At 67.6% G+C, this 25847-nt stretch carries 22 protein-coding genes; 6 read left to right on the top strand and 16 right to left on the bottom strand.

From position 1 onward, the window contains the following. Positions 1-6 precede the first annotated feature (6 nt). The 6 genes from ACTIF6_RS02650 to ACTIF6_RS02625 form a co-directional block, all read right to left on the bottom strand. Entirely contained in the window at positions 7-1338 is a 1332-nt protein-coding gene (locus ACTIF6_RS02650) for an MFS transporter (protein ID WP_439586447.1), read from the bottom strand. Then, on the bottom strand, positions 1335-1895 hold the full coding sequence (locus ACTIF6_RS02645) for a chalcone isomerase family protein (RefSeq protein WP_439586446.1): 561 nt from the start codon (positions 1893-1895) through the stop codon (positions 1335-1337). Before ACTIF6_RS02645 ends, ACTIF6_RS02650 begins: the two co-directional genes overlap by 4 nt. A gap of 10 nt (positions 1896-1905) precedes the next feature. Continuing rightward, on the bottom strand, positions 1906-3135 hold the full coding sequence (locus tag ACTIF6_RS02640; RefSeq protein ID WP_439586445.1) for a class I SAM-dependent methyltransferase: 1230 nt from the start codon (positions 3133-3135) through the stop codon (positions 1906-1908). Then, positions 3132-3932 (bottom strand): DUF1365 domain-containing protein, encoded by an 801-nt coding sequence (locus tag ACTIF6_RS02635; RefSeq protein WP_439586444.1) that lies wholly within the window; start codon positions 3930-3932, stop codon positions 3132-3134. The genes ACTIF6_RS02640 and ACTIF6_RS02635 overlap by 4 nt, the downstream gene beginning before the upstream one ends. Next, on the bottom strand, positions 3929-5293 hold the full coding sequence (locus ACTIF6_RS02630) for an NAD(P)/FAD-dependent oxidoreductase (RefSeq protein ID WP_439586531.1): 1365 nt from the start codon (positions 5291-5293) through the stop codon (positions 3929-3931). Before ACTIF6_RS02630 ends, ACTIF6_RS02635 begins: the two co-directional genes overlap by 4 nt. A 349-nt stretch (positions 5294-5642) precedes the next feature. Beyond that, positions 5643-6479, bottom strand: a complete 837-nt coding sequence (locus tag ACTIF6_RS02625) for a glutathione peroxidase (protein ID WP_439586443.1) — start codon at positions 6477-6479, stop codon at positions 5643-5645. Between ACTIF6_RS02625 and ACTIF6_RS02620 the strand changes: the two genes are divergently transcribed. Further along, positions 6478-7326, top strand: coding sequence for a ferritin-like domain-containing protein (locus ACTIF6_RS02620; protein WP_439586442.1), 849 nt, complete (start codon positions 6478-6480; stop codon positions 7324-7326). The two genes, ACTIF6_RS02625 and ACTIF6_RS02620, sit on opposite strands and share 2 nt — an antisense overlap. Here ACTIF6_RS02620 and ACTIF6_RS02615 read toward each other — a convergent pair. Together ACTIF6_RS02615 and glnE are read right to left on the bottom strand one after the other, a co-directional pair. After that, on the bottom strand, positions 7309-7923 hold the full coding sequence (locus ACTIF6_RS02615; RefSeq protein ID WP_439586441.1) for a rhomboid family intramembrane serine protease: 615 nt from the start codon (positions 7921-7923) through the stop codon (positions 7309-7311). The two genes, ACTIF6_RS02620 and ACTIF6_RS02615, sit on opposite strands and share 18 nt — an antisense overlap. Next, positions 7920-10751: a bifunctional [glutamate--ammonia ligase]-adenylyl-L-tyrosine phosphorylase/[glutamate--ammonia-ligase] adenylyltransferase gene (gene glnE, locus ACTIF6_RS02610; protein WP_439586440.1), complete on the bottom strand. Its 2832-nt coding sequence runs from the start codon at positions 10749-10751 to the stop codon at positions 7920-7922. The genes ACTIF6_RS02615 and glnE overlap by 4 nt, the downstream gene beginning before the upstream one ends. A 14-nt stretch (positions 10752-10765) precedes the next feature. On the opposite strand from glnE, the gene ACTIF6_RS02605 reads away from it, so the two are divergent. Genes ACTIF6_RS02605 through ACTIF6_RS02590 form a run of 4 tightly spaced genes read left to right on the top strand, consistent with a single transcriptional unit; the run spans position 10766 to position 18458 of the window. Continuing rightward, positions 10766-14938 (top strand): YhdP family protein, encoded by a 4173-nt coding sequence (locus ACTIF6_RS02605; RefSeq protein WP_439586439.1) that lies wholly within the window; start codon positions 10766-10768, stop codon positions 14936-14938. A gap of 27 nt (positions 14939-14965) precedes the next feature. Further along, entirely contained in the window at positions 14966-15772 is an 807-nt protein-coding gene (locus ACTIF6_RS02600) for a carbon-nitrogen hydrolase family protein (protein WP_439586438.1), read from the top strand. An 11-nt stretch (positions 15773-15783) separates the two neighbouring features. Then, positions 15784-17832: a two-component system sensor histidine kinase NtrB gene (locus ACTIF6_RS02595; protein WP_439586437.1), complete on the top strand. Its 2049-nt coding sequence runs from the start codon at positions 15784-15786 to the stop codon at positions 17830-17832. Then, positions 17829-18458, top strand: coding sequence for a response regulator transcription factor (locus tag ACTIF6_RS02590; protein ID WP_439586436.1), 630 nt, complete (start codon positions 17829-17831; stop codon positions 18456-18458). The genes ACTIF6_RS02595 and ACTIF6_RS02590 overlap by 4 nt, the downstream gene beginning before the upstream one ends. Before the next feature lie 12 nt (positions 18459-18470). Here the strand turns inward: ACTIF6_RS02590 and ACTIF6_RS02585 are convergent, their stop codons facing one another. Continuing rightward, positions 18471-18632: a hypothetical protein gene (locus tag ACTIF6_RS02585; RefSeq protein ID WP_439586435.1), complete on the bottom strand. Its 162-nt coding sequence runs from the start codon at positions 18630-18632 to the stop codon at positions 18471-18473. On the opposite strand from ACTIF6_RS02585, the gene mltA reads away from it, so the two are divergent. Continuing rightward, the gene (mltA, locus tag ACTIF6_RS02580; RefSeq protein ID WP_439586434.1) at positions 18565-19833 is read left to right on the top strand and encodes a murein transglycosylase A; all 1269 of its coding nucleotides are present in this window, start codon (positions 18565-18567) and stop codon (positions 19831-19833) included. The two genes, ACTIF6_RS02585 and mltA, sit on opposite strands and share 68 nt — an antisense overlap. A 3-nt stretch (positions 19834-19836) precedes the next feature. On the opposite strand, the gene ACTIF6_RS02575 is transcribed toward mltA, so the two are convergent. From ACTIF6_RS02575 to ACTIF6_RS02545, 7 genes are all read right to left on the bottom strand, one after another. Next, positions 19837-20325: a hypothetical protein gene (locus ACTIF6_RS02575; protein WP_439586433.1), complete on the bottom strand. Its 489-nt coding sequence runs from the start codon at positions 20323-20325 to the stop codon at positions 19837-19839. 74 nt (positions 20326-20399) lie between these two features. After that, positions 20400-22376, bottom strand: a complete 1977-nt coding sequence (locus ACTIF6_RS02570; RefSeq protein ID WP_439586432.1) for a hypothetical protein — start codon at positions 22374-22376, stop codon at positions 20400-20402. After that, a complete protein-coding gene (locus ACTIF6_RS02565; RefSeq protein WP_439586431.1) occupies positions 22373-23188 on the bottom strand; it encodes a hypothetical protein in 816 nt (271 codons plus the stop codon). The genes ACTIF6_RS02570 and ACTIF6_RS02565 overlap by 4 nt, the downstream gene beginning before the upstream one ends. A 13-nt stretch (positions 23189-23201) precedes the next feature. Further along, positions 23202-23660 (bottom strand): hypothetical protein, encoded by a 459-nt coding sequence (locus ACTIF6_RS02560; RefSeq protein WP_439586430.1) that lies wholly within the window; start codon positions 23658-23660, stop codon positions 23202-23204. Next, positions 23657-24292 (bottom strand): hypothetical protein, encoded by a 636-nt coding sequence (locus tag ACTIF6_RS02555; RefSeq protein ID WP_439586429.1) that lies wholly within the window; start codon positions 24290-24292, stop codon positions 23657-23659. The genes ACTIF6_RS02560 and ACTIF6_RS02555 overlap by 4 nt, the downstream gene beginning before the upstream one ends. A gap of 150 nt (positions 24293-24442) precedes the next feature. Beyond that, positions 24443-25024, bottom strand: a complete 582-nt coding sequence (locus ACTIF6_RS02550) for a hypothetical protein (RefSeq protein WP_439586428.1) — start codon at positions 25022-25024, stop codon at positions 24443-24445. 209 nt (positions 25025-25233) lie between these two features. After that, positions 25234-25737, bottom strand: a complete 504-nt coding sequence (locus ACTIF6_RS02545) for an Lrp/AsnC family transcriptional regulator (protein ID WP_439586427.1) — start codon at positions 25735-25737, stop codon at positions 25234-25236. Positions 25738-25847 lie beyond the last annotated feature (110 nt).

The following is a 25847-nucleotide window of genomic DNA, read 5'->3' as shown; positions in this document are numbered from 1 at the left end:
ATTTCCTCAGGAAGTGGACGTGGGGCTCAGGGCCAGGCGCTGCTGCGGCCGGATGACCAACGCATAGAGCGCGCCGCCGGCCAGCAACTTGAGCAGGCAGGGCAAAAGGCAATAGGCAATGGTGAGTGTCTGCAGCGCGGCTTCGTCGCGCGCGCCCGGCACGTAGCCGAACCAGGCGAGCAGCGGCAGGGCCAGGCCGGCGGCCAGGGCCAGGTTGAGCTTGGCGGCAAAGCTCCACCAGCCGAAGTAGGCGCCCTCGCGCTGGCCGCGTTCACCAAGCTGGCCGATCAGGCCGGCCAGCAGCGCACTGGGCAGAGCGAGATCGGTGCCCAGGGCCACACCGGAGAGCGCGCACACGATCAGGAACGGCCACACGTCGCCTGTGCCCAGCGTGGCGGCCCACACGAACACCGCCACGGCCAGCGCCATGCCCGCCAGCCAGGTGCGAGCCAGGCCCAGGAGGCCGACCAGGCGAACCCACAGCGGAATGGACAGCGCGGCGCACAGGAAATAGATGGCAAGGAACGCCGGCTCGACTGAAGTCGGAGCTTGCAGGCGGTCCTGCACAAAGAAAAGAACCAGTGTGGCGGGCACCGCGCTCGCCGTGCCGTTGAGCACGAACACCGTGAGCAGGCGCAAGAAGGCGGGCTGGTGCAAAGGCGAAGGACCTGCTGCCGATGATGGGGCGTGCGTCGGGTTCGACGAAGACGGTGCCATCGAGCCGCTCCAGGCCCACCAGCCCAGCGCCAGCAGCACGGCGAAGGTGGCCACGGTGATGCCCAGGCCGAGCGTGCCAGGCAGTACTGCGGCGATCAGCACGCCGAGCAGCGCCAGACCTTCGCGCCAGGCCACGACGCGGCTGCGCTCGGTCTCGTTGCCGCCCAGGCGTGCGCCCCAGGCCTGGTGTGCCACGGCAACCACGCTGAAGGCGGTGTAGGTCATGGCCATCAACAAACCGGCCCAGGTGAGCAGGGTGGTGGTGCCCGCCGCGCGCACGACCGGTGGCGGGAACAGCAGACCCCACAGACCGAGCGCGAGCACCACGGCCGCGCCCGCGGTGGCCAGCAGCAGCGAGCGCCCCGAGCGCGACCAGAGCCGATCGCACCAGCGGCCGATCCAGGGATCGAGCACCGCGTCGACCAGGCGAGCAGCCAGCAGCACCGCCCCCAGCAAGGCCAGCGGCGCGCCGAACTCGCGCGCGTAATGGTTGGGCAGGATCACGTACAGCGGCAGCGCCACGAAAGCCAGGGGCAGACCCAGCAAACCGTAGCGCAAGCCAACACGCCACGCACCGGGTCCGGTGAAGCGGGCCGCCGGCTCAGGCAGCGCGGTGCTCATGAGGACGGCCGTGAGGATTCGATCAGCGCGCGGCGCATGCCGGGCTGCGAAGTCTTCGGCGACAGCCAGATGCCGAAGAACAGGCCCGAAAAGGCTTCGTCTGCGACTTCGCCGAGCCACTGGCCATTGAGGTAGAAGCGCGCACCGGTGCCCGGCACGTGCAGGCCCGTGATGCGGTCGCCGCGCTTCACATCGGGGAACAGCGCGCTCATGGTATTGAGCCAGCGCTCGGCCTGCGCCGGTTCGATGGTGGCCAGGCCGCGCATCTCGTCGATCGACCGCTCGGCGATGTCGGCTCCCTTGAAGCTGCGCAGGTAGCTCAGTTCCAGGCCGAAGCGATGCTCGGTGAAACGCTGGGCATCGAAGCCTGGCGCCGCGTAGAGGCTCGCGTCGTACACCTCGAAACCCCACACGCGCAGGCGCGCGGTGCTCAGCTTCCGTTGGTCCTTGAGTGCCGCGCTCACGGTGGTTTCAGCCGGCGTGGCGTAGGCAGGTGCGCCCGCCAGCGCCAGGAAGCTGGAGACCAGGGTGAGGGCAACCGCGGTGTTCGCACGCATGGTGTCTTGCTCAGACCGGCTTGCGCAGCGTGTACTGCACCACGTCGATGCTGCCCTGCTCGAACGCCGCCTCGCAGTAGGCGAGATAGAACTCCCAGATGCGCAGGAAACGCTGGTCGAAGCCGAGCTGCAGCACGCGGTCCTTCTCGTGCAGGAAACGCTCGCGCCAGTGGGTCAGTGTGCGCGCGTAGTCCAGCCCGAAAGCGAATTCGTCGACCACCTCCAGCCCGGCCTGTGCGGCCTGCGCGCGGAACTCGCGCGGGCAGGGCAGGCAACCGCCGGGGAAGATGTACTGCTGGATGAAGTCGGTGCCTTTGATGTAGCGATCGAAGTGTTCGTCGTTGATCACGATGCTCTGGATGCAGGCGCGGCCGCCCGGCTTGAGCAGGCGCCCCACGCTCTGGAAGTAGGTCGGCCAGTACGCGCGACCCACGGCTTCGACCATCTCGATCGAGCAGATCGCGTCGAACGGCGCGTCATCGATGTCGCGGTAGTCCTGCAGGCGCAGTTCGGCGCGCCCGGCGCGGCCAAGCTTCTGCATGCGCTCCTGCGCGAACCCGAGCTGCTCGGTGGACAGCGTCACGCCCACCACGCTGGCGTCGAATTCGGTGGCGGCCTTCTCGGCCAGCGCACCCCAGCCGCAACCGATTTCCAGCACACGGTCGCCCGACTTCACGCCGGCCATGCGAAGCGCGCGGCGCACCTTGGCGTGCTGCGCAGCCACCATGGTCTGGCCGGGCTCCTCGAACCAGCCCGATGAGTAGTTCATGGTCTCGTCCAGCCACAGCTTGTAGAACGCATTGCCCAGGTCGTAGTGGGCGTGAATGTTCTTGCGGCTGTTGGCCCTGGAGTTGCGGTTGAGCAGGTGGCGCACGCGGTACGCAAAACGGCCCAGCCAGGAGCCGTAGATCACGTCTTCCACCTCGCGCCGGTTGGCCACCATCAGCGAAAGCAGCGCGGTCAGGTTGGGCGTGCTCCAGTCGCCATCGATGTAGCTCTCCGCAAAGCCGATGTCACCCGACTTCAGCGCGGCGCCGCACACGTTCCAGTTGTTCAGCTTCATGCTCGCGTGCGGGCCTTCGGCGTGGCCGAAGCGCTGCACCGTGCCATCGGGCAGTTGCAGGGTCAGGCTGCCGTGCACCAGACGCTGCAGCAGTTGCAGCGTGGTGCGAGCGGCCGCCGGCGCGTTGCGGGGCAGGTCGAAGCCGGCGGGATTTCGGGAGACGGTGGTGGAGTTCATGGGCGGCGGGGTTCGGCGTTCACGGGGCTCGCAGGTGAGATCGCGGCGGAGACGAAATCGCCCGGAGCGGGCGGCTGGCGAAAGAACGGTGCGCTCTTGACCCACAGGCGCATGGCCTGCCAATGGATGCGCGCGATCACGCCGAAGGTCATGGCCGGGTACGACCAGAGCGCGCGGCGCAGTGTCTGCGTGTTCAGCGGCAACAACTCGCCACTCACACTGGTGTTGAGCAGCGGTTCGTCGCCGCCATCGTCGAAGTAGTCGACGCGCGCCACGGTGCGCGGCATCGTCTCTTGCGAGCGCATGAAGACGAAGCGGTAGCGGCCACGCACCGGGCAGAACGGCGAGACGTGGAACACCTTGTCGGCCTCGCAAGGCTGGCCGTAGCGGGGCGCGTCCAGCAGGTAGCAGTGGCGCTCGCCAAAGGTGTTGTTCACTTCGGCCAGCACGGCGCGCAAGGAACCGTCGGCACGGTGGCAGTACCAGAAGCTCACCGGCTTGAAGGCGTAGCCCAGCACGCGTGGGTAGGTGTGCAGCCAGACCTCACCCTCAGCGTCGTGGATGCCGTGCGCGTGCAGCACGTCGTCGAGCCAGGCCAGGCTGTCGGCGCGGCCGTCGCCGTGGTCGGCGTCGTGAAAGCTCAGCGCCGCACGGCGGTTGCGCGCGAGGTTTCCGTTGCCGTTCGCGCGCAGGCTGCGCATCGGCAGCATCAGGAAATAGGTGGCGTACACAAAGGCGTGATGGCGCGGCCGATGGCGCGTGTGGCGCACCTGGCCGAAGCCGATCTGTGCTTTCATGCAAACACCCCTGGCAATGCATGGCGGCGAGCGGCCTCGGCGCGCTCGATCGGCACCAGGCCATGCGTGTCGATGATTCCGCGCGCAGCGTGCAGGCCCGACTTCAGGCCATCCTCGTGGAAGCCGTAGCCGGTCCAGGCGCCCGCGAACCAGGTGTGGCGTTGCCCCTGCATGTCGTTCACGCGCGCCTGGGCGCGAATGGCGGCGAGGTCGAACACTGGGTGGTCGTACTCGTACTCACCCAGCACCTGGGTCGGCGAAATCTCGCGCTGCGGGTTGAGCGACACCACCACCGGCTGCGCCACCGGCAGCGGTTGCAGGCGGTTGATGAGGTAGTGCAGGCAGACCTGTGCCGACTCGACCTCGGCGCTCGGCGCGCGCTGGTAGTTCCAGGCCGCCCAGGCGCGCGGATTGGCCGGCAGCACCGAGGCGTCGGTGTGAAGCACGGCGCGGTTGGGCTGGTAGCGGATGGCGGCCAGCACCTCGCGTTCGTTCTGGCTCGCGCCGTTGCCCAGCAGGCGCAGCGACTGGTCGCTGTGGCAGGCCATCACCACGGCATCGAAGCGATCCACGTGGCCATCGGTCACGATGCGCACGCCTTGCGGATCGCGCAGCACCTGGCGCACTGGCGTGGCCAGGCGGCGGTCGGCGATGCGCTCCACGATCTTCTGCACGTACTGCCTGGCGCCACCCGCCACCGTGTACCACTGCGGGCGGTGGGTCACCTGGATCAGGCCGTGGTTGTGGCAGAAGCGCACCATGGTGGCCACCGGGAACGCCAGCATCTGGTCGGTCGGACAACTCCAGATGCAGCCCATCATGGGCAGGAAATACCAATCGCGGAATTCGTCCGAGAAACGCTGTGCGCGCAGGAAATCGCCCAGGGGTTGCAACAGCGGGCTGTGCTCGCGCAGGTCCTCGCCCTTTTCGGCCAGCCGCGACGTGATGCGATTGAAACGCACGATGTCGGCGAGCATGCGCAGGAAGCGCGGATTGGCCAGGTTGCGGCGCTGCGCGAACACCGAAGACAGGTTGCTGCCACTCCACTCCAGCGTGCGTCCGCCCGGGCCGGCGCCATCGGCTTGCACCGAGAACGACATGTCCGACTTCGCGATCGGCACGTCGAGTGCGGAGAGCAGCGCCAGCAGGTTCGGGTAGGTGCGCTCGTTGAGCACCAGGAAGCCGGTGTCCACGCCAAAGGTGACGGGAGCGCCCTGGGGATCAGGAAGGGTCACGTCCACCGTGTGGGTATGCCCGCCGAAATGCGCCCCGGCCTCGAACAGCGTGAGGTCGGCGAGGCCATGAAGGGTGTGGGCAGCGGCAAGGCCGGCGATGCCGGAGCCGACGATGGCGACCCGGATCGGGTGCGCGGGCTGGGACGCCATGGCTGGCTGCTGGAGGTCTGAATACATCATCGAGACCTCAGGCCATCACCGCGAAGCGGCGACCCTTTGTACAAAAGACTGCGAAGCGCCCCGAAACGAACCAGGGAGGGAGGGAGGAGGAGGAGAAGCGCCTCGGGATTTCAGTCGGATCACGGGGACCCGACAGGCTTCGCAGTGCAAAACGGAATGTGTTGTTTGGGAGGCCCATGGCGCGCGAAAAGTTCCGGCGTCGCGACGCAACGCCAGGCGCGGACGGTGGGAAGCAGGGCGAAGATGCGTTCATGGGATTTGAAAACCGTTTGGTTTTATTGTGACTGTTCAGTCACTATTTAGTCGATAGAAACTTTTCAATGTCCTTGAGGAGGCCAGGGTCTTTGGGTTCGACGCGGCTGCCGTAGCTGCGCACCGTCTTGCCATCGCGGGCGATGAGGTACTTGTGGAAGTTCCATTGCGGGCGTTCGCCCGTGCGCTCGGCGAGCTGCTGGTAGAGCGGGTTGGTACCGGGCCCGACCACGCTGGTCTTGCTGAACATCGGGAATTTCACGCCGAAGGTGTTTTCGCAAAACTCGGCGATCGCCTGATTGCTGCCAGGCTCCTGGCGTCCGAAATCATTGGACGGAAACCCCAGCACGACCAAGCCCCGTGCCTGGTACTTGGCGTTCAAGGCTTCGAGGCCTTCGTACTGGCTGGTGAACCCACAGAAGCTGGCCGTGTTCACGACCAGCACGACCCGGCCGCTGTATTGACACAGCGACTGCGGCTTTTCATCCTGCAGACGGTCGAAGCGGTGCTGCAGGAGGTTGGGGCAGGTCGCTTCCGAGGCGACCGCCGCGCCCGTCGCGCCAAGACAGACCCATGCCACCACCAGTGCACGCCATGGGAAAAATTTTGCATTCATGAAGACGGCTCCTTGCTGAAATGGGATACGCAGGCAACGCATCGCCGGATTCAAGTCAGAGTTTCGAAAACTCACCATGTCGCGCCTGCCTGCCGTCAGGGAAGGTCTCATGTTCTCATCGCATCGACCGCCTGCCGTGGCGGTGCGCTGGACCGGTGGCGCTAGAGATCCGGCTTCGCAACCCATGCCCCTGCGCAACGCGATGATTTTTAAGCAGATTTTCGAGTGACGCTTAAAATGAGAGCAGTTTTGAAAGACCTGCATGCTCTATCCTGAACTCTTCAAGCAACTCGAATCCGTGCGATGGGACATGGACAAGGACATTCCCTGGGCCCAGTTCGAGGCCGCTTCGCTCACCGACGAGCAGGCCCAGACCATCAAGATGAACGCCATCACCGAGTGGGCCGCGCTGCCGGCCACCGAGATGTTCCTGCGCGACAACCGCGACGATTCCGACTTCTCCGCCTTCATGTCGATCTGGTTCTTCGAGGAACAGAAACACTCGCTGGTGCTGATGGAGTACCTGCGCCGCTTCCGTCCCGAACTGGTGCCCACCGAACAGGAACTGCACGACATCCGTTTCGAGTTCGACCCGGCCCCGCCGCTGGAAACGCTGATGCTGCATTTCTGCGGCGAAATCCGGCTGAACCACTGGTACCGCCGCGCCAGCGAATGGCACACCGAGCCGGTGATCAAGCAGATCTACAGCACGCTCAGCCAGGACGAGGCGCGCCACGGTGGTGCCTACCTGCGCTACATGAAGCGCGCCATCGGCAAGTTCGGCGATGAGGCGCGTTCGGCCTTTGCCAAGGTGGGCGTGCTCATGGCCAGCGCGCGGCGCACGGCGCAGGCATTGCACCCGACCAACCTGCACGTGAACAAGACGCTGTTTCCCAATGACACCATCCAGAGCCGCCTGCCCGACCCCGCATGGCTGGAGCACTGGCTGGACAGGCAGATCAATTTCGATGCGGTCTGGGAAACGCGCGTGGTCGAGCGCATCCTGCACAACATGAGCCTGCTCATGGACCAGAGCTTCAAGACGGTTCAGGAACTCAACCGTTTCCGCAAGTCGCTGGCCGTGGCTACGCCCTCACCCCAGGCCACCTGAGCCGCCGTCGGCCGACCAGCCCGGCCACAAGGCCACCAACAGGCCCAGCAGCAGGCCCCACGCCACGCCGCTGACGTGGGCGGCCTGCACCACCGACATGTCATTCGCCCGGTCCCAGACCACCGGGTACTGCCAGCCGCGCTCCAGCAGGATCTTCGTGAGCACACCGAGCGCCAGCAGCGCGCCCCAGCGCCGGGCCTTGCGAATGGGAATGCGTTTGAACATGAGCTGCACCGCGAGCACCATGGCGCCCGCGTGCAGCAGTCCGGAAAGGCCTACCGCGTAGCCGATCTGTGGCCACAGCAGCAGGGTGAACTGGGTCAGCGGCCAGGCCGTCAGCCAGGCCATGGCACAGCGCAGGCTCGGCCGGATCACCCAGGCGAAGGCGGTCAGCGCGCCGAGCGCGAGCTGGTTTCCGATCAGATGCGGGGTGTTGAGGTGCACCCATGCGCTGGTCCAGAGTGTCCAGGGACGCTCCGCCCAATGGTCGGCGCGCCAGGTGAGCGCTTCCACAGCGCCGGCTTGTGCCCACCAGAGCAGCATGCTGGCCACACCGTGCACGCAGCACACCACCAGCCAGGCGCGCGAGCGGTTCATGCCATGGTGGCGTTGGCTTGCGTACGACCCAGCACGTGCTGCCACAGCGAGAGCACGGCGGCAGCGGCGGTTTCCACCCGCGCCGGCTCCACCTGGGTGGGCGCCTCGTCCAGGCGCGCGCGGTGCTGAATCTGGCGCAGCTCGCGGTAGGCGCGCGCCGCCGCCTCACCCATGCCGGGTTCGAGCAGGCCGGCCTGCTCCGCGCGGCGCAGCAGGTTGATGTTGCCGGTGTTGGCGCGCAGCTCGGGGTGCGCGTGCGAATGCAGCAGCACCAGGTACTGCACGGCGAACTCCACATCGACCATGCCGCCGGGGCTGTGCTTCACGTCGAACTGCTCGCCTCGTACCGGGTGGGCCGTGCGCACCTTGGCGCGCATCGCCACGATCTCGGCGGCCAGCGACTTCGCATCGCGTGGGGCGGTGATGACGGCTTCGCGGATGGCGTCGAAACGGCCGGCCAGTGAAATGCCGCCCAGCACGAAGCGCGCGCGCGTCATGGCCTGGTGCTCCCAGGTCCAGGCGGTGTTGCTGCCGCGCTGCTGCTGGTAGTTGGCGTAGGCGTTGAAGCTGGTCACCAGCAGGCCCGAATTGCCGTTGGGCCGCAGGGCGGTGTCGATCTCGAACAGATCACCTTCGCTGGTCTTCACGGTCAGCCAGTTGATCATCTTGCGCACGAAGGCGGCGTAGATCTCGGACGCGTTCTCGTGCTCGTCCTCGTAGACGAACACGATGTCCAGGTCGCTGCCGTAGCCGAGTTCCTTGCCGCCGAGCTTGCCGTAGCCGATGATGGCGAAGCTGGGCTCGTCGCGGTGGCGGTTCTTCAGGCGTGCCCAGCACCACCGCGCCGTTGTGCGCAGCACCGAGTCGGCCAGGGCCGAGAGGTCGTCGGCCACCTGCTCCACGGTGAGCACCTTTTCCACGTCGCGCGCCAGCGTGCGGAACAACTCGGCGTGGTGCGCGCGGCGCAGCAGGTTGAGCAGGGCTTCCTCGTCGTCCTCGCCGGTGGAGTGCAGCGCAGCGCGGCGGGCTTCCAGCTCGGCCTCGAACTGCGCTGCGTCGAAGCGATCGGTCAGCAATTGCTGACTGGCGAGTTCGTCGATCACGCCGGGGTGTTTGAGCAGGTAGCGAGCCGGCCACTTGGCCGCGCCCAGCAAGCGCACCAGGCGCTCGTGCACGGAGGGGCGTTCCTGCAGCAGCGCCAGGTAGCTCTCGCGGCGCAGCAGGGGTTCGATCCAGTCGGCCATGCGCAGCGCCGCTTCTTCGCTCACGCGGCCTTCGTCGAGCCAGGCGCCGGTGCGTTGCACCAGACGCACCAGCCGGGACCGCGTGTCTTCGCGGAGCGCGAGCACACGTGGGTGTTCGCACCACTGGCCCACCTTGGCCGCAAAGGCGGGTGGCAATTGCGTGAGCACGCTCTGCAGGTCGTCGGCTGAACTGCGAGCGGCCGCGCCGTTCTTGCCGTTGCAACCCTTGCCACTGCAGCCGCCGTTGGTGGGGCCGCCCAGCAGGGTATCGAACTCTTGCGCCACCAGTTCGCGGTGGGCATCAAGCGCATGGAGGAAGGCGCACACGTCGGGGTAGCCCAGCGTGGCGGCAAGCCAGGCCAGGTCGTCGTCCTGCGTGGGCATCACGTGGGTCTGCTGGTCGTCCAGGTACTGGATGCGGTGCTCCACGCGGCGCAGGAATTCGTAGGCCTGCGCCAGTGCGTCGGCCGTGGCCTGCGGCATCAGGCCGGCTTTGCAGAGCCGCTGCAGGGCATCGAGCGTGGGGCGCGTGCGCAGTTCGGGGAACTGGCCACCCCGCACCACCTGCAGCAATTGCACGGTGAATTCGATCTCGCGGATGCCGCCGCGCGAGAGCTTGACGTCGTTGGAGCGACCCGGGTTGCCGGCAGCGCGCTTGGCGGCGTGATCGCGGATCTGGCGGTGCAGGTTGCGCAGCGCCTCGAACACGCCGTAGTCCAGGTATCGGCGGAACACAAAGGGCAGCACCGTGCCGCGCAGCGCCTGCGCGCTGCCATCGCGCAAGCAGGCCGCCGGTGCGATCACGCGGCTCTTGAGCCAGGCAAAGCGCTCCCACTCGCGGCCCTGCACCAGGAAATACTCTTCCAGCGCGCCGAGCGAGACGGCGCTGGGGCCGGAATTGCCGTTGGGCCGCAGCGCCAGATCGACACGGAACACGTTGCCGTGCTCGGTGGTCTCGCCCACGGTGTTGTAGATGTGCTTGACCGCCTTGCCGAAGTACTCGTGGTTGCTGATGCGGTTGCGGCCCTGCGCATTGCCGGCGGTTTCGCCGTCCTGGTCGTACACGTAGATCAGGTCGATGTCGCTCGACACATTGAGCTCGCGCGCACCGAGCTTGCCCATCCCGATGACCCACAGCTGGGCGCGACGAGGCTGGCCGTCGGTGCCCATGCACATGGGTGCGCCATGGAGTTCGTCGAGATCGGCAAAGGCGAGAGTGCAGGCAGCGTCGAGCGCGAGTTCGGCCAGTTCGGTCACTGCGCGCGTGACCACCGCGAGCGGCGCGCCCTGCTCGCAATCAAGTACCACCAGGCGTTCCAGCACGAGCTGGCGCAGCACCCGCAGAGCCGCAGGCAGGGGCTGACCGCGTTCGACCAGCCTGCTCAGGCAGACCTGCATGCTGGCGTGCACCGGTTCGCCCGGTGGCAGGCAGCTCAGTTCATCGGGGTAACGGCGCCGGATGCGCTGAACGAAGCGCGAGCGATCGGCCTGGCGATCGGCGGGCGTCAACGGCGGGCAGGCGTTCACATTTGATGACAAACCGGAAACTCCCGCTGAGGAACCCGTGGAATGGCTGGCCGTCATAATTTGCGGTGGACATGAATCAAAGACCGGCTCCCATCGCTGTTGCCACGCGAACCCTCAAGACACTTTCGTTCGCAACGCGGCTCATGTTGTGGCTGGTTCTGGCGGGCTGGAGCCTGTTTGCGCTGACCTGGTTCGGCCTGCACGCGTGGATTGTGCCCCGAATCGGCGAATGGCGTCCCGACCTGGAAAGGTGGGCCAGCTCGGCGGTGGGTGTTCCGGTCCGGGTGGGCGAAATCCGCGCCGACGGCCAGGACCAGGGCCGGTCCTGGCTCCCCGCGCTGATGCCTTCCTTCGAGCTGCGCGATGTGCAGCTCATTGATTCGCAAGGTCGCGTGGCGCTTCAGTTGCCGCTCATCCGCACCTCGCTCTCGGCGCGCTCGCTCTGGCGCGGTGGCTTCGAGCAGATCGTGATCGAGCGGCCTGTGCTGGATGTGCGGCGCACCGCGCAGGGCCGCATCGAGGTCGCCGGGCTGGATCTCGCCGGGCCGGGCGAGGGCAACACCCGGGCTGCCGACTGGTTCTTCTCCCAGAGCGAATTCGTCATCCAGGGTGGCACGCTGCGCTGGACCGACGATCTGCGTGGTCAACCCGCGCTGGCGCTGGAGAAGCTGGACCTCGTGGCGCGCAACACCGCGCTCACCCACCAGTTCCGCGTCGATGCCACGCCGCCGCCGGCCTGGGGCGAGCGCTTGAGCCTGCGCGGGCGCCTGCGCGAACCCCTCCTCGATCTGGATCGCCGGGGCTCGCAAGGCGAGAACCCCTGGCACCGCTGGAGCGGCGAGGTGTTCGCCGACTTCACGCGCGTGGACGTGGAGCGCCTGCGCGCCTATGTGGACCTGTCGGACTGGGGCGTGGAGGTGCGCGCGGGCCGGGGGGCGCTGCGCGCCTGGGCCAATGTGGCTCAGGGCCAGGTGGCCGGCGTCACGGCCGACCTCTCGCTGCAGGGCGTGCAGGCGCAACTGGGCCCGCAACTGCCGGTGCTCGCCATCGACGACCTGCAAGGCAGGCTGGCCGCCGCGTGGTCCAGCGACGGCTACCAGCTGTCCACCGAGAACCTGGCTTTTCGCACCGCCGAGGGCGTGAACTGGCCCGCCGCCAGCCTGCGTCTGGCGCACACGGTGGCACGCCAGGGTCGAGGTGCCAGCCTGGAGCTCCATGCCCAGCGATTCGACCTGGCCGCGCTTGCGTCCATCGCCAGCCGTCTGCCATTGCCTGCGCCCAGCCATGGGCTCATCGAACAGCTGCGTCCGGCCGGCCAGGTCAATGGCCTGAATGCGCGCTGGCAAGGGCGCGCCGGTGCGTCGCTTGCCGCCGAAGGGGGCCTGGACCTGGCCAACGGCAGCTACAAGGCCAGCGGGCGGGTGTTGGGGCTGGCGCTCTCGGGCCAGGCCAGCGGGCGCATGTCGGCCTCCGGACGCTACCCGCTGCCTGGACGGCCCGGCATCAGCGGCGCCACGGTGGACTTCGATTTCACCGATCAGGGCGGCCGTGCTCACATCAGCGTGAGCGACGGCGCGCTCGAACTGCCCGATGTGTTCGAAGAGGTTCGCCTGCCGCTGGATCGCCTGCAGGCCGACGCGAGCTGGCGCATCCAGGGCGAACGCATCGAGGCGCAGCTCGACAACGTCCAGCTGAGCAACGCCGATGCCGAGGGCACGGGCAAGGCGAGCTGGCACACCGGTGATGGGCCAGGCAAGCGCTTTCCCGGCGTGCTGGATCTCACCGCCACGCTCACCCGCGCCGAGGCCACCCGCGTGCACCGCTACCTGCCGCTCACGGTGCCTGCAGAGGCACGGCGCTACGTGCGCGAGGCGGTGATCGGTGGTGCATCGAACCGGGTCGATTTCCGCGTGCGCGGCGAGGTGGCCGAAGTGCCGTTCGAGGACCCGGGCGACCAGGGTGAATTCCGCATCTCGGCCCGCCTGCAGGACGTGGACATGGACTACGTGCCCACCTTCCTGCAATCGATCGGTGACGCGCCCTGGCCCGGCCTGCGCAACGTGGCGGGCGATCTGGTGCTCGACCGCAACAGTTTCAAGGTGACCGTCGCAGAGGCAGGTATGGCAGGGGCGCCGGGCTTGCGCCTGAGCCAGGGCGAGGTGGGTATTGCCGACCTCAAGGGCGACTCGGTGCTGGTGGTCAACGCGCGTGCGCAGGGGCCGGCGCCCGAACTGCTGGGCTTCGTGCAGCGCTCGCCAGTCAATGCCATGACCAGCCAGGCGCTGGCGCGTGCGCGCATCGGTGGCGCCGCGCAACTCGGGTTCGGCCTCAAGCTGCCGCTGCACGACGCCAGGTCCACCGAGGTCAGCGGCACCGTGCAGTTCGACGGCAACGACGTGCAGGTGACGCCGGAGTCGCCCCTGCTCGGGCGCGCCAGCGGCACGCTGGCCTTCACCGAGAAAGGCTTCACCGTGCGCTCGGCGCAGGCCCGCATGCTGGGTGGCGAGGTGCGTTTCGAAGGCGGCATGCGGCCCGACGCTTCCGGTGTGTCCCGCGTGCAGTTCCGGGGCCAGGGCGAGGCCCGCGCCGAAGGCCTGCGCGACGCCGGGCTGGGCGTGGTCTCGCGCCTGTTCCAGAACGCCAGCGGGAGCACCAGCTACACGTTGCAACTCGGTTTCAAGGGCGGCCAGCCCGAGGTGCAGGTGACCAGCAGCCTGCAGGGCATGGCCTTGAATCTGCCCGCGCCCCTGGCCAAGACGGCCGAGGCCAGCCTGCCGCTGCGCTACGAGAACACCGTGCTGGAGATGACCGGCGAGACCGCGCGCACCGACCAGCTGGCGATCCAGCTTGGCACGGCGCTTGCGCCCGTGCTCGCCGTGCAGTACGAACGCGACCTGAGTGGCAGCGAACCCCGGGTGCTGCGTGGCGGCATTGCGGTGGGCGTGAATGCCGACGAGGCGCCCCTGCCCGGCGAGGGCGTGAGCGCCAACGTGCAACTGGATCGCATCGATGTGGATGCCTGGGAGCGCGTGTTCGCGTCGGCCACCGGCGTGGAGGTGCGGGGCGCCGCGCCTGCCACCCCGCGCGCGGGTGCTGCCGGCACCAGCCTGGGCTACCTGCCCACCACCATGGCCGTGCGCGCCAACCGCCTCACGGTGGAGGGCCGGACCTTCAACCGCCTGGTGGTGGGAGGTTCGCGCGAGGGCAGCCAGTGGCGCGCCAACATCGATGCCGACGAACTCAATGGCTATGTGGAAGTTCGCCAGTTGCCCAGCGGCGCGATCGGCAGCGTGTACGCCCGGCTCGCGCGGCTCACGCTCGCGCCATCGGCAACCACCGATGTCGAACAACTGCTCACCCAGCCCACGAGCGTGCCCGCGCTGGACATTGCCGTCAACGACTTCACCATGGCAGGTCGCAACCTGGGGCGCGCCGAGATCGAGGCCGTCAACCGCGGCGGGCCCACGCGTGCGGCCGAATGGCGCCTGAACAAGCTGCGCCTGGGCGTGCCCGAGGCGCGCCTGAACGCCACCGGCAACTGGGCCGCGCTGGGCGGTGACAGCGGCGCAGCCAACCCGCGCCGCACGGCGCTCACCTTCACCCTGGACGTGGACGATTCTGGCGAACTGCTCAAGCGCTTCGGCCGTGAAGGCGCGGTGCGCGGTGGCAAGGGCCGCATCGAGGGCAGTATCGGCTGGATCGGTTCGCCGCTCTCCATCGACTACCCCAGCCTCTCCGGCCAGTTGCGTGCCGACTTCGAGCGCGGCCAGTTCCTGCAGGTGGAACCCGGCGCCGGGCGCCTGCTGGGCGTGCTCAGCCTGCAAGCCTTGCCGCGCCGGCTCGCGCTCGATTTCCGCGACGTCTTCTCCGAGGGATTTGCATTCGACTTCGTGCGCGGCGACGCGCGCATCGAACAGGGCGTGCTGTCCACCAACAACCTCCAGATGAAGGGCGTGAACGCGGCCGTGCTGATGGAAGGCAGCGCCGACATCGCGCGCGAGCAGCAGGACCTGAAGGTGGTGGTGGTGCCCGAAATCAACGCCGGCACCGCCTCGCTCATTGCCACCGCCATCAACCCCGCCATCGGCCTGGGCACTTTCCTGGCCCAGTTCCTGTTGCGCCAGCCGCTGCAAAGCGCCACCACCCAGCAGTTCCACATCACCGGCGGCTGGGCCGATCCGCAGGTGGAGAAGGTGGAGCGCCCTGCCCCCGTTCGCGACCCCGCCAGAGGCACAGTGCAGTAAGCTCGCAAATCCCTTGAAAGGTCCCGCATGAAAGTCGCGTCGATCCAGATGGTTTCGGGCATCAGCCTGGACGTCAACCTCAGCGAAGCCCTGCGCCTGCTGCGCCAGGCCGCAAGCGCCGGTGCCGAACTCGCCGTGCTGCCCGAATATTTCTGCTTCATGGGCGTGAAGGACGAGGACAAGCTCCTGCTGGCCGAAACGCCCGGGTTGGGCAAGGTGCAGGACTTTCTTTCGGATGCTGCGCGCGACCTCAAGATGTGGATCGTCGGCGGCACTCTGCCCATGGCCACCGAAGACCCCACGCACGCCGCCAACGCCTGCCTGGCCTACAACCCGCGCGGCGAATGCGCCAGCCGCTACGACAAGATCCACCTCTTCCGCTTCGACAACGGCCGCGAACATTACGACGAAGCCACCGTGCTGCGCGCCGGCGACACGCCCACCGTGTTCGAATGCCGCGACCGCAGCGGGCAGGACTGGCGCATCGGCCAGACCGTGTGCTACGACCTGCGTTTCGGCGAGCTCTACCGCATGCTCGCGGCCGACATCCTGCTCGTGCCCGCGGCGTTCACCCACACCACCGGCCAGGCCCACTGGGAAGTGCTGCTGCGCGCGCGCGCCATCGAGAACCAGGCCTACGTGATTGCCAGTGCGCAAGGTGGCCTGCACGAGAACGGCCGGCGCACCTGGGGTCACACGATGATCATCAACCCCTGGGGTGAGGTGATGGCCCTGCACGCCGAAGGCCCGGGCCTGGTGCTGGCCGACCTCGACATCGAACGCTTGCGCGGCGTGCGCGAACAACTGCCCTCGCTGCAGCACCGCCGCCTCTGACCGTGCCGATCATGGGGCCCTCGCGTTGGCGCCAGGCTCTGCGTTCGCGCCGCTGGTTGCTGTGGGGCGCCCTGCTGCTGCTGGTGCTGGTGCTGCTGGGTGTGCTGGTGTTCCTGGCCACGGAATACGAAGAAGGGCGCGACCAGACCGCGCTGGAGCAGGAAGCCGCCACGCTGGTGAGCGACATCCGCAGTGGGCTGGTGCGCAACGTGCAGACGCTGCAATCGCTGCACAGCGTGGCGCCCACGGTGGACAGCTGGGACACGCCCGCGGCCGAGCTGCTCGCGCGGCACCGCGAAATGGCTCGCATCGAATGGCGGAACAAGAATCTGCGCCTGCTGGCCTACCGCGACACGCCCTACCTGGCCGATCTCTACGGCATGTTGCGCCGCACCAGCCTGCCCGCGGAAGTCAGCCTGGCCTGTGACAACGCGCGCCGCATCTCCGGCCCTTCTTATTCCAGTAGCTACTTCTGGCCCATGCTCGGTGGCCAGGGGCTCGAACTCATCGAAATGTGCCTGCCGGTCTCGCGCTCGGCCGAACCCGACGGCTTTCTCGTCGTCACCTACTCCCTGCCTGGCATCCTGGCCGAGCTGACCAACCAGGCCTCGCTGCGTGGGCGTGGTCTGTCCTTCAACGAGGCCGACGGCACACGCCTGGCCCTGCACAGCATGGTGCCCGGCCCCCGGCGCACGCTCACTGCCCGCACCGTGCTCGACATGCCCGGGCACACGCTCATCCTGCAACTGCAGGCGCCGCGCCAGGCCGGAGGTCTGTTTCCCAACGTGCTCACCGCCGTGGTGGGGGCGCTCGCGCTCGCGCTGCTCGTTGTGCTGTTCCTGCTCGGGCGCGACATCCGTCTGCGCCAGCGCGCCGAACTCGACGTGGCCGAGGCGCTGGCCTTTCGCAAGGCCATGGAGGATTCACTCGTCACCGGCCTGAGGGCGCGCGACATGGAAGGGCGCATCACCTACGTGAATCCCGCCTTCTGCCAGATGGTCGGCCTGCCCGCCGAACAGCTCATCGGCACCGGCCTGCCAGCACCCTGGTGGCCGCCTGAACTGGCCGACGAATACCAGCAGCGCCAGGCCGTGCGCCTGGCCGGGCGCATCCTGCCGCGCGAAGGCTACGAATCCGTGTTCCAGCGCAGCGATGGCGCGCGCTTTCCCGTGCTCATCATCGAAGCCCCGCTGATCGATGCGCAAGGCAACCAGACCGGTTTCATGAGCGCCATTCTGGATTTGACGGAACAGCGCCGCGTGGAAGACCTCAACCGCACATCGCAAGAGCGCCTGCAGGCCACCGCGCGCCTGGCCACCGTGGGCGAAATGGCATCGCTCCTCAGCCACGAACTCAACCAGCCGCTGGCAGCGATTTCCAGCTACGCCAGTGGCACGCTGAACCTGCTCGAAGAACCCCCCGGCACGCTCCACCAGGCCGACCTGCTGCAGGCCATGCGCCGCATCGGCGAACAGGCCGAGCGTGCCGGCCGCGTCATCAAGAGCGTGGCCGACTTCGTCCGCCGCCGCGAACAGGTGCGCGAAGCCGTCACCCCGCAAAGCCTGATCGACGCCATTCAGCCCTTGCTGGCGCTGCAGGCCAAGAAGCAGGGCATCCGCCTTCATATTGACGTGTCCCCCGGCTGCCCCGCCGTGCTGTGCGACCGCACCATGGTCGAGCAAGTGCTGCTCAACCTGGCCCGCAACGGCATGCAGGCCATGCCTTTCGACAATCCATCCTTTTCCTCCGGCCTGCGCGTGCTGAGTCTGATGGTGGGCCAGCCCCGCGCCCATGCCGGTCTGGCACCCGGCGGCGAACCCCGCAAGAGCTGGGTCAACTTTGCCGTGACCGACCACGGCCAGGGCCTGAGCAGCGAAGTGCAGGAAAAACTGTTCACCCCCTTCTTCACCACGCGCGCCGAAGGCATGGGGCTGGGCTTGAGTTTGTGCCGCACGGTGATCGAGCAGCACGGCGGTGCGCTGACGCATGAGGATGCGGAACCGAGGGGGACGGTGTTCCGGTTCACGCTGCCAGCGGCCCACTTATCATCCGCCCCATGACCCAGCACCCCGACGCCAAGATCTACCTCGTCGATGACGATGTGGGCGTGCGTGAGGCCCTGGCCTGGTTGCTGCGCACGCGGCGCCTGTTGAGCGAAGGTTACGACAGCGCAGAGGCCTTTGTGGACTCGGCCTCGGTGTGGCGCGAAGCGCCGAGCGCGCCGTGTTGTGTGATGCTGGATGTGCGCATGCCCGGTATGAGCGGGCTGGCGCTGTTCGAGCGCTTTCTCACCCTGCCCTGGCAGGCTTGCGCGCCGGTGATCTTTCTCTCGGGCCATGCCGACGTGCCCACGGCGGTGGACGCGGTCAAGCGCGGTGCTTTCGATTTTTGCGAGAAGCCGTTTTCCGACAACGCACTGGTGGACCGGGTGGAGCAGGCGTTGAACCAGTCGGCGCAGGTGCTGGCCCAGCGGCGTGCGCAGATCGAGTTGCAGCAGCGGCTGGAAAGCCTCACCGAGCGCGAGCGCGATGTGATGGACCTGGTGATTGCCGGCCTGCCCAACAAGCTGGTGGCCGACCAGCTCAACATCAGCGTGCGCACGGTGGAAGTGCACCGCTCGCGCGTGTTCGACAAGATGGGTGTGAAGTCCGCGGTCGAACTGGCCAACGTGCTGCGCCTGTCATGAGGCGTTGGCGGGTCAGTCGCGCTGGTCTGGGGAAGGCCCCGTCTTCGCCTGCTTCTTTTCAGTTTCTGCCGCGTCAGGCAGCTCGCCCTTCTTGCGCCCGGAAAACATGGTCCACCACACGATGAACACCAGCAACACCAGCGCGCCCAGCGCTTCAAGCAACAACAAGGTCATGGATCGAAATCAAGAATGGTCCGGCCTCGCGGCCGGAAGGTGGGTGGCACGCCTGGGCCTGGGAGTGCTCATTGTAGGAAGCATCGTCTCGTGCTCGGTTGGCGTGCGGCCCGATCGGCAACCCGTGCCGGTGCCGATCGCGCCCGGTGTGGTCACCGCGCCGGACGACAGCGTCCTGCCTGCGCCGATCCAGCGCGCGAAAAGCCGCTGGACGCCGGTGCGCTGGAGCGAGCTGCCCGGTTGGGGGCAGGACAGCCTGCACGAGGTGTGGAACGCCTGGGTGCGCGGCTGCGAGCGGCCCGCGCCGGGCCAGGCCATGCCCTGCCGCGAGGTGCGCCAGCTCGCCATTGCCACGCCCGCCGAGCAGCAGGCCTGGGTGACGCGCCGTTTCCTGCCTTACCGCGTCACCGAGATCGACGGCAGCGAGCCGCCCGGCCTGCTTACCGGGTACTACGAACCCATCATGAACGCCAGCCGCGTGCGCACCGAGCAGCACCGCACGCCGCTGTATGGCCCGCCGCCCGGCCTGCGGCCCGACCAGCCGTGGTACAGCCGCCAGGACATCGACACCCTGCCCGCTGCGCAGGCCGCGCTCCAGGGCCGTGCCATCGCCTGGCTGGCCGACCCCATCGACGCGCTCATCCTGCAGATCCAGGGCTCGGGCCGGCTCAACCTGGTGGAGAACAACGGCCAGATGCGACAGGTGCGCGTGGCCTACGCGGCCCACAACGGCCACCCCTATCAAAGCGTGGGCCGCTGGCTGCTCGACCAGCGCGCCATTCGCGAAGCCTCGTGGGACGCCATCAAGACCTGGGCGGCGCAGAACCCGCGCCGGCTCAACGAGATGCTCTGGAGCAACCCGCGCACGGTGTTTTTCCGCGAAGAAGCGCTGAGCGAGCTGGATGCGCGCTTCGGCCCGCGCGGCGCGCAGGGCGTGCCGCTTACGCCAGGGCGCTCGATCGCAGTGGACCCGCAGAGCATTCCTTACGGCACGCCAGTGTGGCTGGCCACGCAGGGTGTCACCCTGAATCAGCAGAAGCTGGTGATGGCGCAGGACACGGGCGGTGCCATCGTGGGCGCGGTGCGAGCCGATCTGTTCACCGGCTGGGGCAGCTGGACCGACGAGGCCTACACCGTGGCGGCTGCGCTCAAACAGCCTCTGCAGATGTGGGCGCTGCTCCCGCGAGAAATGGCGCGTTGACGCTCAGAGCGCCGTGATGTCGGTCTGGACCGGCCAGGCCATCGCCTTGGGCGATTCACCGGGTGCGGCGTCGAACTCGTGCTGCAACAGCAGCGTGTACCGACCCGGCCGCGCCGTGCAAAGGCGGTAGCCATCGGCCACCTCCAGCAGGGTGATGCCGCCGTGCTGCGCGGCTTGCAGGCGCCATCCATCCACCTGCGGTGCGTTCACGCGCATGGACACACAGAAGCCACGCTTCATGTTGGAGACCACCACCAGCTTCTGCTGAGCGCTGAAGGCGCCGCTGGTGGGCAGGTCGAGCCTTGCAGGGTGGCAGTTCTCGAGCAGTTGCATCACCGGTGGAATGATGATGCGGAAGTCCAGCGCTGCGCTGGCGGGGTTTGACGAGACCCCCAGTGCGCTCTCGCTCATGCCAACCGCGGGCGAGAGCAGCCAACCCGCGGTCAGCAGGGCGACAGGCAGGCTGGTGGAGCGGGTTTTGAGCTGCGGCATGACCCACTATCGGCCCCCGATCCCTCAACTTGAGGGGGTTTTCCAGTCCAGTTCGATCGATCGAACCGGCCGTCTCAATCGTTGCGCTGCACCGGAATGGTCAGTGTGATGTTCTCGCGGAGGCGCACGTCTACCTTGACCTGCCCTTGGTCCACCACCGTCCAGGGCAGCGGCAACGTGTCATTTCGCACGCTCAATGTGCGCGGGCCGCTGGCCACGAACGGGAATTCGAACCGGCCCTGCGAGTCGGTGCGCACGGCGTAGCGGTTGTCCAGGTAGACGGTGACGCCGGGCGCACCGGTTTCGCTGGCTTCCTGGGTGCCGCTGCGGTTGGCATCGAAATACACCGTGCCCTCGATGCGTCCGCCGCCGTCCGAGGGCCGGCCACCGAGTGGCACGCTGCGGCTGCCCGCTTGCAGCTCGTAACGCAGCACGGCGTAGAAAGAGCGGTCGGACGCAGGGTTGACGGTGGGCAGCAGCGGCGCCAGCGGGTCGAGTGAAACGTTCTGGCGGGTGCGGCCGACGGTGCGGTTGTAGTTGCCCTCCAGGCTCCAGCGCGGGTCGATGCGCCAGAGAGCGCCCAGGTTCAGGCTGTGGCGGCGCTGCCCGCCGCTGCCGTACTCGGTGTTGAGGTTGCCGCGCAGGCTCGCGGTGCTCGATAGCGGCGCGCCCAGGCTCATCGCGGCCGACCACAATGTCTCTGAAGGCAGGCCCGTGCTGACCTGTTCATCGTATTGACCAGCGCCCAGGCTTGTGGACAGCGCCCAGCCCTGGGGAACGATCCATTCCTGGTCCCAGGTGAGCTGGCGCGACACCGCCTGGGTGGCGCCGCCCGCGAAGTCCAGGCGCAGGCCGCTGGTGCCCCAGCCGTTCTCGAAACGCCAGTCGCCATAGCTGCTCCAGGCGTTGCCGTCGAACCGGCGCACGGTCATGCCGCCGCCCACGCTGTTGCCCCGCCCCAGCCGCAAACGGCCCGACGCGGTGGCAAAGATGCCGTCGCCCGCGCGGCCGCTGACGGAGCGCAGCCAGTCCACCGAGCCTTCGGCGGACCACTGCCGCGTGCGCCAGCTCGATCGCACGTAGCTGCCCATGATGTCGCTGGCCAGAGGCAGTTGTGCCCAGCTCAGGTCGGGTTCGAGGCGGTACACACCCACGCCGTGCTTGCGGGGCCCTTCGTCCCATTCGCCGTCGACCCAGAAGCCGCTGCGCGTGCCGCTCACATTGCTCGCTTGCGTGCTCACCACCTGCCCCTGGATGCGGTGTTCGGCACCTTCCTTGCGCAAGGCCAGCAGGGTCGAGTTGGCGTTGATCAGGTCGCTCGGCAGGGTGGGCACGTCCAGGTTGGAGACACCGCGGGCGTCCTCGTGCTGCATGGCCAGCGTCCAGCCCTGCGGCGACAGGCCCAGTGGGTCGTCGGCCTGTGCATTCAGGCGCCATTGCCCACCGATGGAAGTGCGTTGCCCGGGCAGTTTCTCGAAACCGCTGGCTGGCAGGAAGGCCAGCCGCCCAGGCTCGCCCGTGCTGGCCTGCAACTGGAGGCCGTTGCCGGGGTTTTCCCATTCGGCGCTCAGGCCTTGCAGGATGGCCGAGGGCAGGAACACGCGCGTGGGCAGGCGCAGGATGCTGGGCGTGGGCGCGTTGATCACGCCCAGTTCGTGGTTCGCCACCCAGCCGTTGGCCAGGGGCAGGCCACGCTGGCGCAGCGTGAGCGTGCCGCTGCTCTCGCGCGGGGTGTAGCTGCCGTCGATGGAGAGCGAGCCGTGGTTGGGGGTTTCCAGCAGGCCATAGATGCCGTAGCCGATGCGCGCGCGCCGGCTGGCGTCAAACGGTTGTGTGCCCAGCCGGGTTTCCAGTCGCAGGAAGCGCGGCCAGCCGTCGCGGTCGTAGGCGTAGCGGTCGCCGTCGTCGGCAGGCTCGGGCGGCAGGCCCTCGATCACCCGGTCCACGTAGGCGGGCTGGGATGGTGCGTCCTGGCCGTGCGCCACCAGGGTGGAGGCGCAAGCGCCAAGGAACACCAACAGGCAGCGGGTGGACTTCGTGCCGCCCCTCATGGGGCAAAGCTCGTGTCCAGCGGCAGGCGGCTCTTGCCCCATTCCAGGCTGCCCTTGACGACCAGCGGGAAGCGCACGTCGGGTGCGGTCTTGCCGTCTTCCACCACCGGCGCAAGGACCACGGTGCGTGTTTGACCCGGAAGGATGGGGAGGTCCGAAGGCGACATCTCGAACTTGCTGCCCGTGGCGTCGGTGCCATTCACGAAGCCCTCGACGCGGCCGTGCGCGTTGCCCTGGTTGCGCACGTCCAGCAGGGCGGTGGGCTTGCCGTTGACGGTGCCCACGTGCGTGCGCACGATCTCGAGCTTCGGCGCGGCACCGCCGATGGCGGCGTAGACGATCACGCCCACGCGCCCGCCCACGGGGAAGTTGAAGCTGCCCTGCACGCGCGCGGGCTCCAGCCCTTCGACCATGAGCGCAAAGCGGCATTCGCGCGGCGCCGTACCGGGCGGCGGTGTGATCTCGAACCGGTAGCGGTAGCGCGCGCCCGGGTCGATGCTGATCTCGCGCCGCTCGATCGCCACCCAGGGCCGGCAACTGTCGGACGCCAGCTCGTCGCTGAACGTCACGGCGTTGTCGGCGCCGAGCGTCCAGTCGTTGGTGTAAATGCGGTAGTTGCCCTTTTGCTGCCCCACATGCTGGATCTCCAGCACCTGGCGCAGGTTGTTGCCGGGGGCCACCTCCACTTCGAAGCGTGGTGGGGTGATGTAGGCGGCGAAGCCTTGCGCGAGCGCGGCGGGCATGACCAGCAGCGCGGCCAGTGCGAAAGCCCAGCCCAGGCGGGTTCGGTGCGGAGGGGTCCCGGAAGTCATGTCGGCGAAGTCTTCAGTCGGCGTCGAATTCGAAATGGAAGTTCAGGCGCCGCGAGCTGCTCAGCCAGTCCGGCCCGGAGCGCAACCGCACCTGCAACTGGTCTTCCAGCGTGGCACCCGGCAGAGGTCCGGCGTGGACCAGGGCGCGTTCGCCCGAGACCACTCGACCTGGCTGAAGCCGGCCCTGCGTGGTCCAGACCGCTTCGATGCTGGAGCTCTGGTCGCGTGCCAGCACCATGTAGACGCGGCCGCTGCGACCGGCCCATTCGCGCGTGTCGATGCGCACGTTCACGCGCAGCCAGGCCTCCATGCCACCGGCGCCTGGTTGGCCTGCCGGCACTTCACGCCACTGCATCTGCACATTGGGCGGCACCGTGTGGCTGAGCGAATCGTCGAGGCGGTGAGGGTTGGCCTGCGCTGGCGCCACCAGCACGAACAACAGCATCAACGTGGCCAGCAGCTTCGCGCTCATGGGCTGCTCAGGGTGTAGGTGACCCGTCCGTTGTAGGTGCCCGCCGCGCGCATCGCGCTGTTGGCGTACCGGAAGCTGTGGCAGTTCTCGATGTGGGTGTTGGCCGGCACAGTGGCCAGGAACTGCATGGCACCATTGAAGGTGCCGGCCGGAATCACGTTGGGCACGCCACTGCCGGGGGCAGCCACGGTCCAGCTGATTTCCGAAATGGGGATGCTGTCACCGGCCGTGGTGGTCAGGGTGGCCGGAGACGTCACGCTCAGTGTGGCGCTGGCGGGTCCGTTGGCGGCGTTGCTGCGTCGGTACGAAGCGCCCACCATCAGCTGGCTGGCCGGGGTGGGGCAGGTCTGGTAGCCGTCGCCTTGCAGGCTGATGGACTGCGTGCTGTTGCTGGTCATGGCCTGAAAAGTGCCGTTGCCCAGTTGGGCCGCAGGCACCGAGACCTGCATCAGGTTGACCGTGCTGTTGTTGCCCTCGAACGTCCCATTGCCCACATGCAGGTACACGCGGCGGCTGGCAGCGGTGAGCGTCAGCGACCAGGCGTGCGCTGCGTTCCACTGCGCCAGGCACAGCAGGAGCACGCCCGCGCTGAACAGCGTTCTAGGGTAGCTGGAGCGTTCGGTGCGCTTCATGGGAGTCATTCTGGCCGGCAGGGTCGTCAAGGTCTGCAGGGGCAACCCCATCTGTGAGCGGGATTTGTGCCCGAAATGGTCAAGGAGGGCGGCGAGAGGCTGACCCTCCGTTCTCGAACCATCGGCGGCCATGCGGGCCACCGTGGCCGATCAGGGCATGGAAGCGGTGTAGGTCACACGGCCGTTGGTCGTGCCGTAGGTACCGGGGGCCACCACCGCCGCGTTGGCGTAGGTGTAGGTCCAGACAGCGCTGCGGTCGGTGACCCGGCCGCTGTTGAGCGTCACGTTGCTGCCCGCGCCGGTGCCCGTCAGAGGGATGACGGGGCTGGGCAAGGCGGCCAGGTTGCTGGTCGCGGTGATCTGCGTCCAGGGGATGGTGTCGGCGGTGGCGTTGGTCAGGGCGCCGGTGGTGGCGGCCGTCAGCACGACCTGGCCGTTGTTGCCGCGCACACGCACGTTCACGTCCTGACCAGCAGACGCGGTGCCGGAGCCGACGGCTGCCGGCGTGGCCGTGTAGTCGAAGGTCAGGGTGTCGATGGTGGCGTTGGTGGCGAGGCCGGCGCTGCCCGTGCCCACAGCCAGGAACAGCACGCGAGGGATCACCACGCGGATGTCCAGACTGGCGTTGGCGCTGCCCGCGCCAACGACAAGTTGCGACTCGGCAGAAGCCAGGAACGGGGTGGCCATGGCCAGGGCCAGGGCGGACTTGAGGATCAGGGAAGAAGATTTCACGACATTTCCTTCAGTAAGTGCAGCGGAGAGTGGGCTGAGCACTTTCCGGTACCCGTTCCACCTTGGATGACGGGGCTGATGTTACGGAAAGATACCCACCCCGGCAAGGTTTGCCGGTGGGAAAATCTCACACTTTTCAAGCACTTACGGCGACTTTGTTAATCAACGGTTAAAAGTCGCGGATGGGCGGTGCAAAAAAGTGCTCAAGTTCACGGCGACTTTGCCGTGCTCGTACTTCTGGTTAACAGGTGAGACAACGGAAGTGCACTTCCCGACTTGACTTCGCCCAGGGAAAAGCTGGTGTGCAGGTCCTTCACGTTGGGCAGGTTGAGCAGCACCTCGCGGGCGAACTGGCTGAAGTGGTTCAGGTCGCGGCTGACGACCTGCAGCTCGAAGGTGCCGGAACCGCTGATGTAGTGGCACGACACCACCTCCGGGATGCCGCGGATCGCGTTCTCCATGGTGCGTGTGACGTCGCCGCTGTTGCGGTCGGCGTCCAGCCGCACGAAGGCCAGCACGCCCAGGCCGATCTTCTCGCGGTCGATCTCGGCCCGGTAGCCACGAATGAAGCCCGCTTCCTCCAGGGCACGCACGCGCCGCCAGCAAGGGGCTGCCGACAGACCCACGCGCTGGGCCAACTCGGCGTTGGTCAGGCGGCCATCGGATTGCAGTTCTTGCAGGATGGCGATGTCAAACTTGTCAAGTGTTTCCATGATGGTGCCATTCTAGAAAGAATCTTTCCATATGTTGGGGAAATCGAGCATCAAACGCAAACACCTGTCAGCGACCCGGGCATACACTGTGCGCCACACTGGGGGCGGAC

It is taken from the genome of Hydrogenophaga sp., from assembly GCF_051860785.1.
In the GTDB taxonomy this organism is placed as follows: domain Bacteria; phylum Pseudomonadota; class Gammaproteobacteria; order Burkholderiales; family Burkholderiaceae_C; genus Hydrogenophaga.
This window is presented reverse-complemented; position numbering and strand designations above follow the sequence as displayed.

Coding starts and splice junctions, on each gene's coding strand:
- ACTIF6_RS02585 (WP_439586435.1), bottom strand. CDS start 18,632: ATGACCTTGTTGTTGCTTGAAGCGCTGGGCGCGCTGGTGTTGCTGGTG.
- ACTIF6_RS02620 (WP_439586442.1), top strand. CDS start 6,478: ATGCTCTATCCTGAACTCTTCAAGCAACTCGAATCCGTGCGATGGGAC.
- ACTIF6_RS02640 (WP_439586445.1), bottom strand. CDS start 3,135: ATGAACTCCACCACCGTCTCCCGAAATCCCGCCGGCTTCGACCTGCCC.
- mltA (WP_439586434.1), top strand. CDS start 18,565: ATGGTCCACCACACGATGAACACCAGCAACACCAGCGCGCCCAGCGCT.
- ACTIF6_RS02570 (WP_439586432.1), bottom strand. CDS start 22,376: ATGAGGGGCGGCACGAAGTCCACCCGCTGCCTGTTGGTGTTCCTTGGC.
- glnE (WP_439586440.1), bottom strand. CDS start 10,751: ATGACGGCCAGCCATTCCACGGGTTCCTCAGCGGGAGTTTCCGGTTTG.
- ACTIF6_RS02555 (WP_439586429.1), bottom strand. CDS start 24,292: ATGAAGCGCACCGAACGCTCCAGCTACCCTAGAACGCTGTTCAGCGCG.
- ACTIF6_RS02650 (WP_439586447.1), bottom strand. CDS start 1,338: ATGAGCACCGCGCTGCCTGAGCCGGCGGCCCGCTTCACCGGACCCGGT.
- ACTIF6_RS02615 (WP_439586441.1), bottom strand. CDS start 7,923: ATGAACCGCTCGCGCGCCTGGCTGGTGGTGTGCTGCGTGCACGGTGTG.
- ACTIF6_RS02565 (WP_439586431.1), bottom strand. CDS start 23,188: ATGACTTCCGGGACCCCTCCGCACCGAACCCGCCTGGGCTGGGCTTTC.
- ACTIF6_RS02545 (WP_439586427.1), bottom strand. CDS start 25,737: ATGGAAACACTTGACAAGTTTGACATCGCCATCCTGCAAGAACTGCAA.
- ACTIF6_RS02645 (WP_439586446.1), bottom strand. CDS start 1,895: ATGCGTGCGAACACCGCGGTTGCCCTCACCCTGGTCTCCAGCTTCCTG.
- ACTIF6_RS02625 (WP_439586443.1), bottom strand. CDS start 6,479: ATGCAGGTCTTTCAAAACTGCTCTCATTTTAAGCGTCACTCGAAAATC.
- ACTIF6_RS02605 (WP_439586439.1), top strand. CDS start 10,766: ATGAATCAAAGACCGGCTCCCATCGCTGTTGCCACGCGAACCCTCAAG.
- ACTIF6_RS02590 (WP_439586436.1), top strand. CDS start 17,829: ATGACCCAGCACCCCGACGCCAAGATCTACCTCGTCGATGACGATGTG.
- ACTIF6_RS02575 (WP_439586433.1), bottom strand. CDS start 20,325: ATGCCGCAGCTCAAAACCCGCTCCACCAGCCTGCCTGTCGCCCTGCTG.
- ACTIF6_RS02635 (WP_439586444.1), bottom strand. CDS start 3,932: ATGAAAGCACAGATCGGCTTCGGCCAGGTGCGCCACACGCGCCATCGG.
- ACTIF6_RS02560 (WP_439586430.1), bottom strand. CDS start 23,660: ATGAGCGCGAAGCTGCTGGCCACGTTGATGCTGTTGTTCGTGCTGGTG.
- ACTIF6_RS02600 (WP_439586438.1), top strand. CDS start 14,966: ATGAAAGTCGCGTCGATCCAGATGGTTTCGGGCATCAGCCTGGACGTC.
- ACTIF6_RS02595 (WP_439586437.1), top strand. CDS start 15,784: ATGGGGCCCTCGCGTTGGCGCCAGGCTCTGCGTTCGCGCCGCTGGTTG.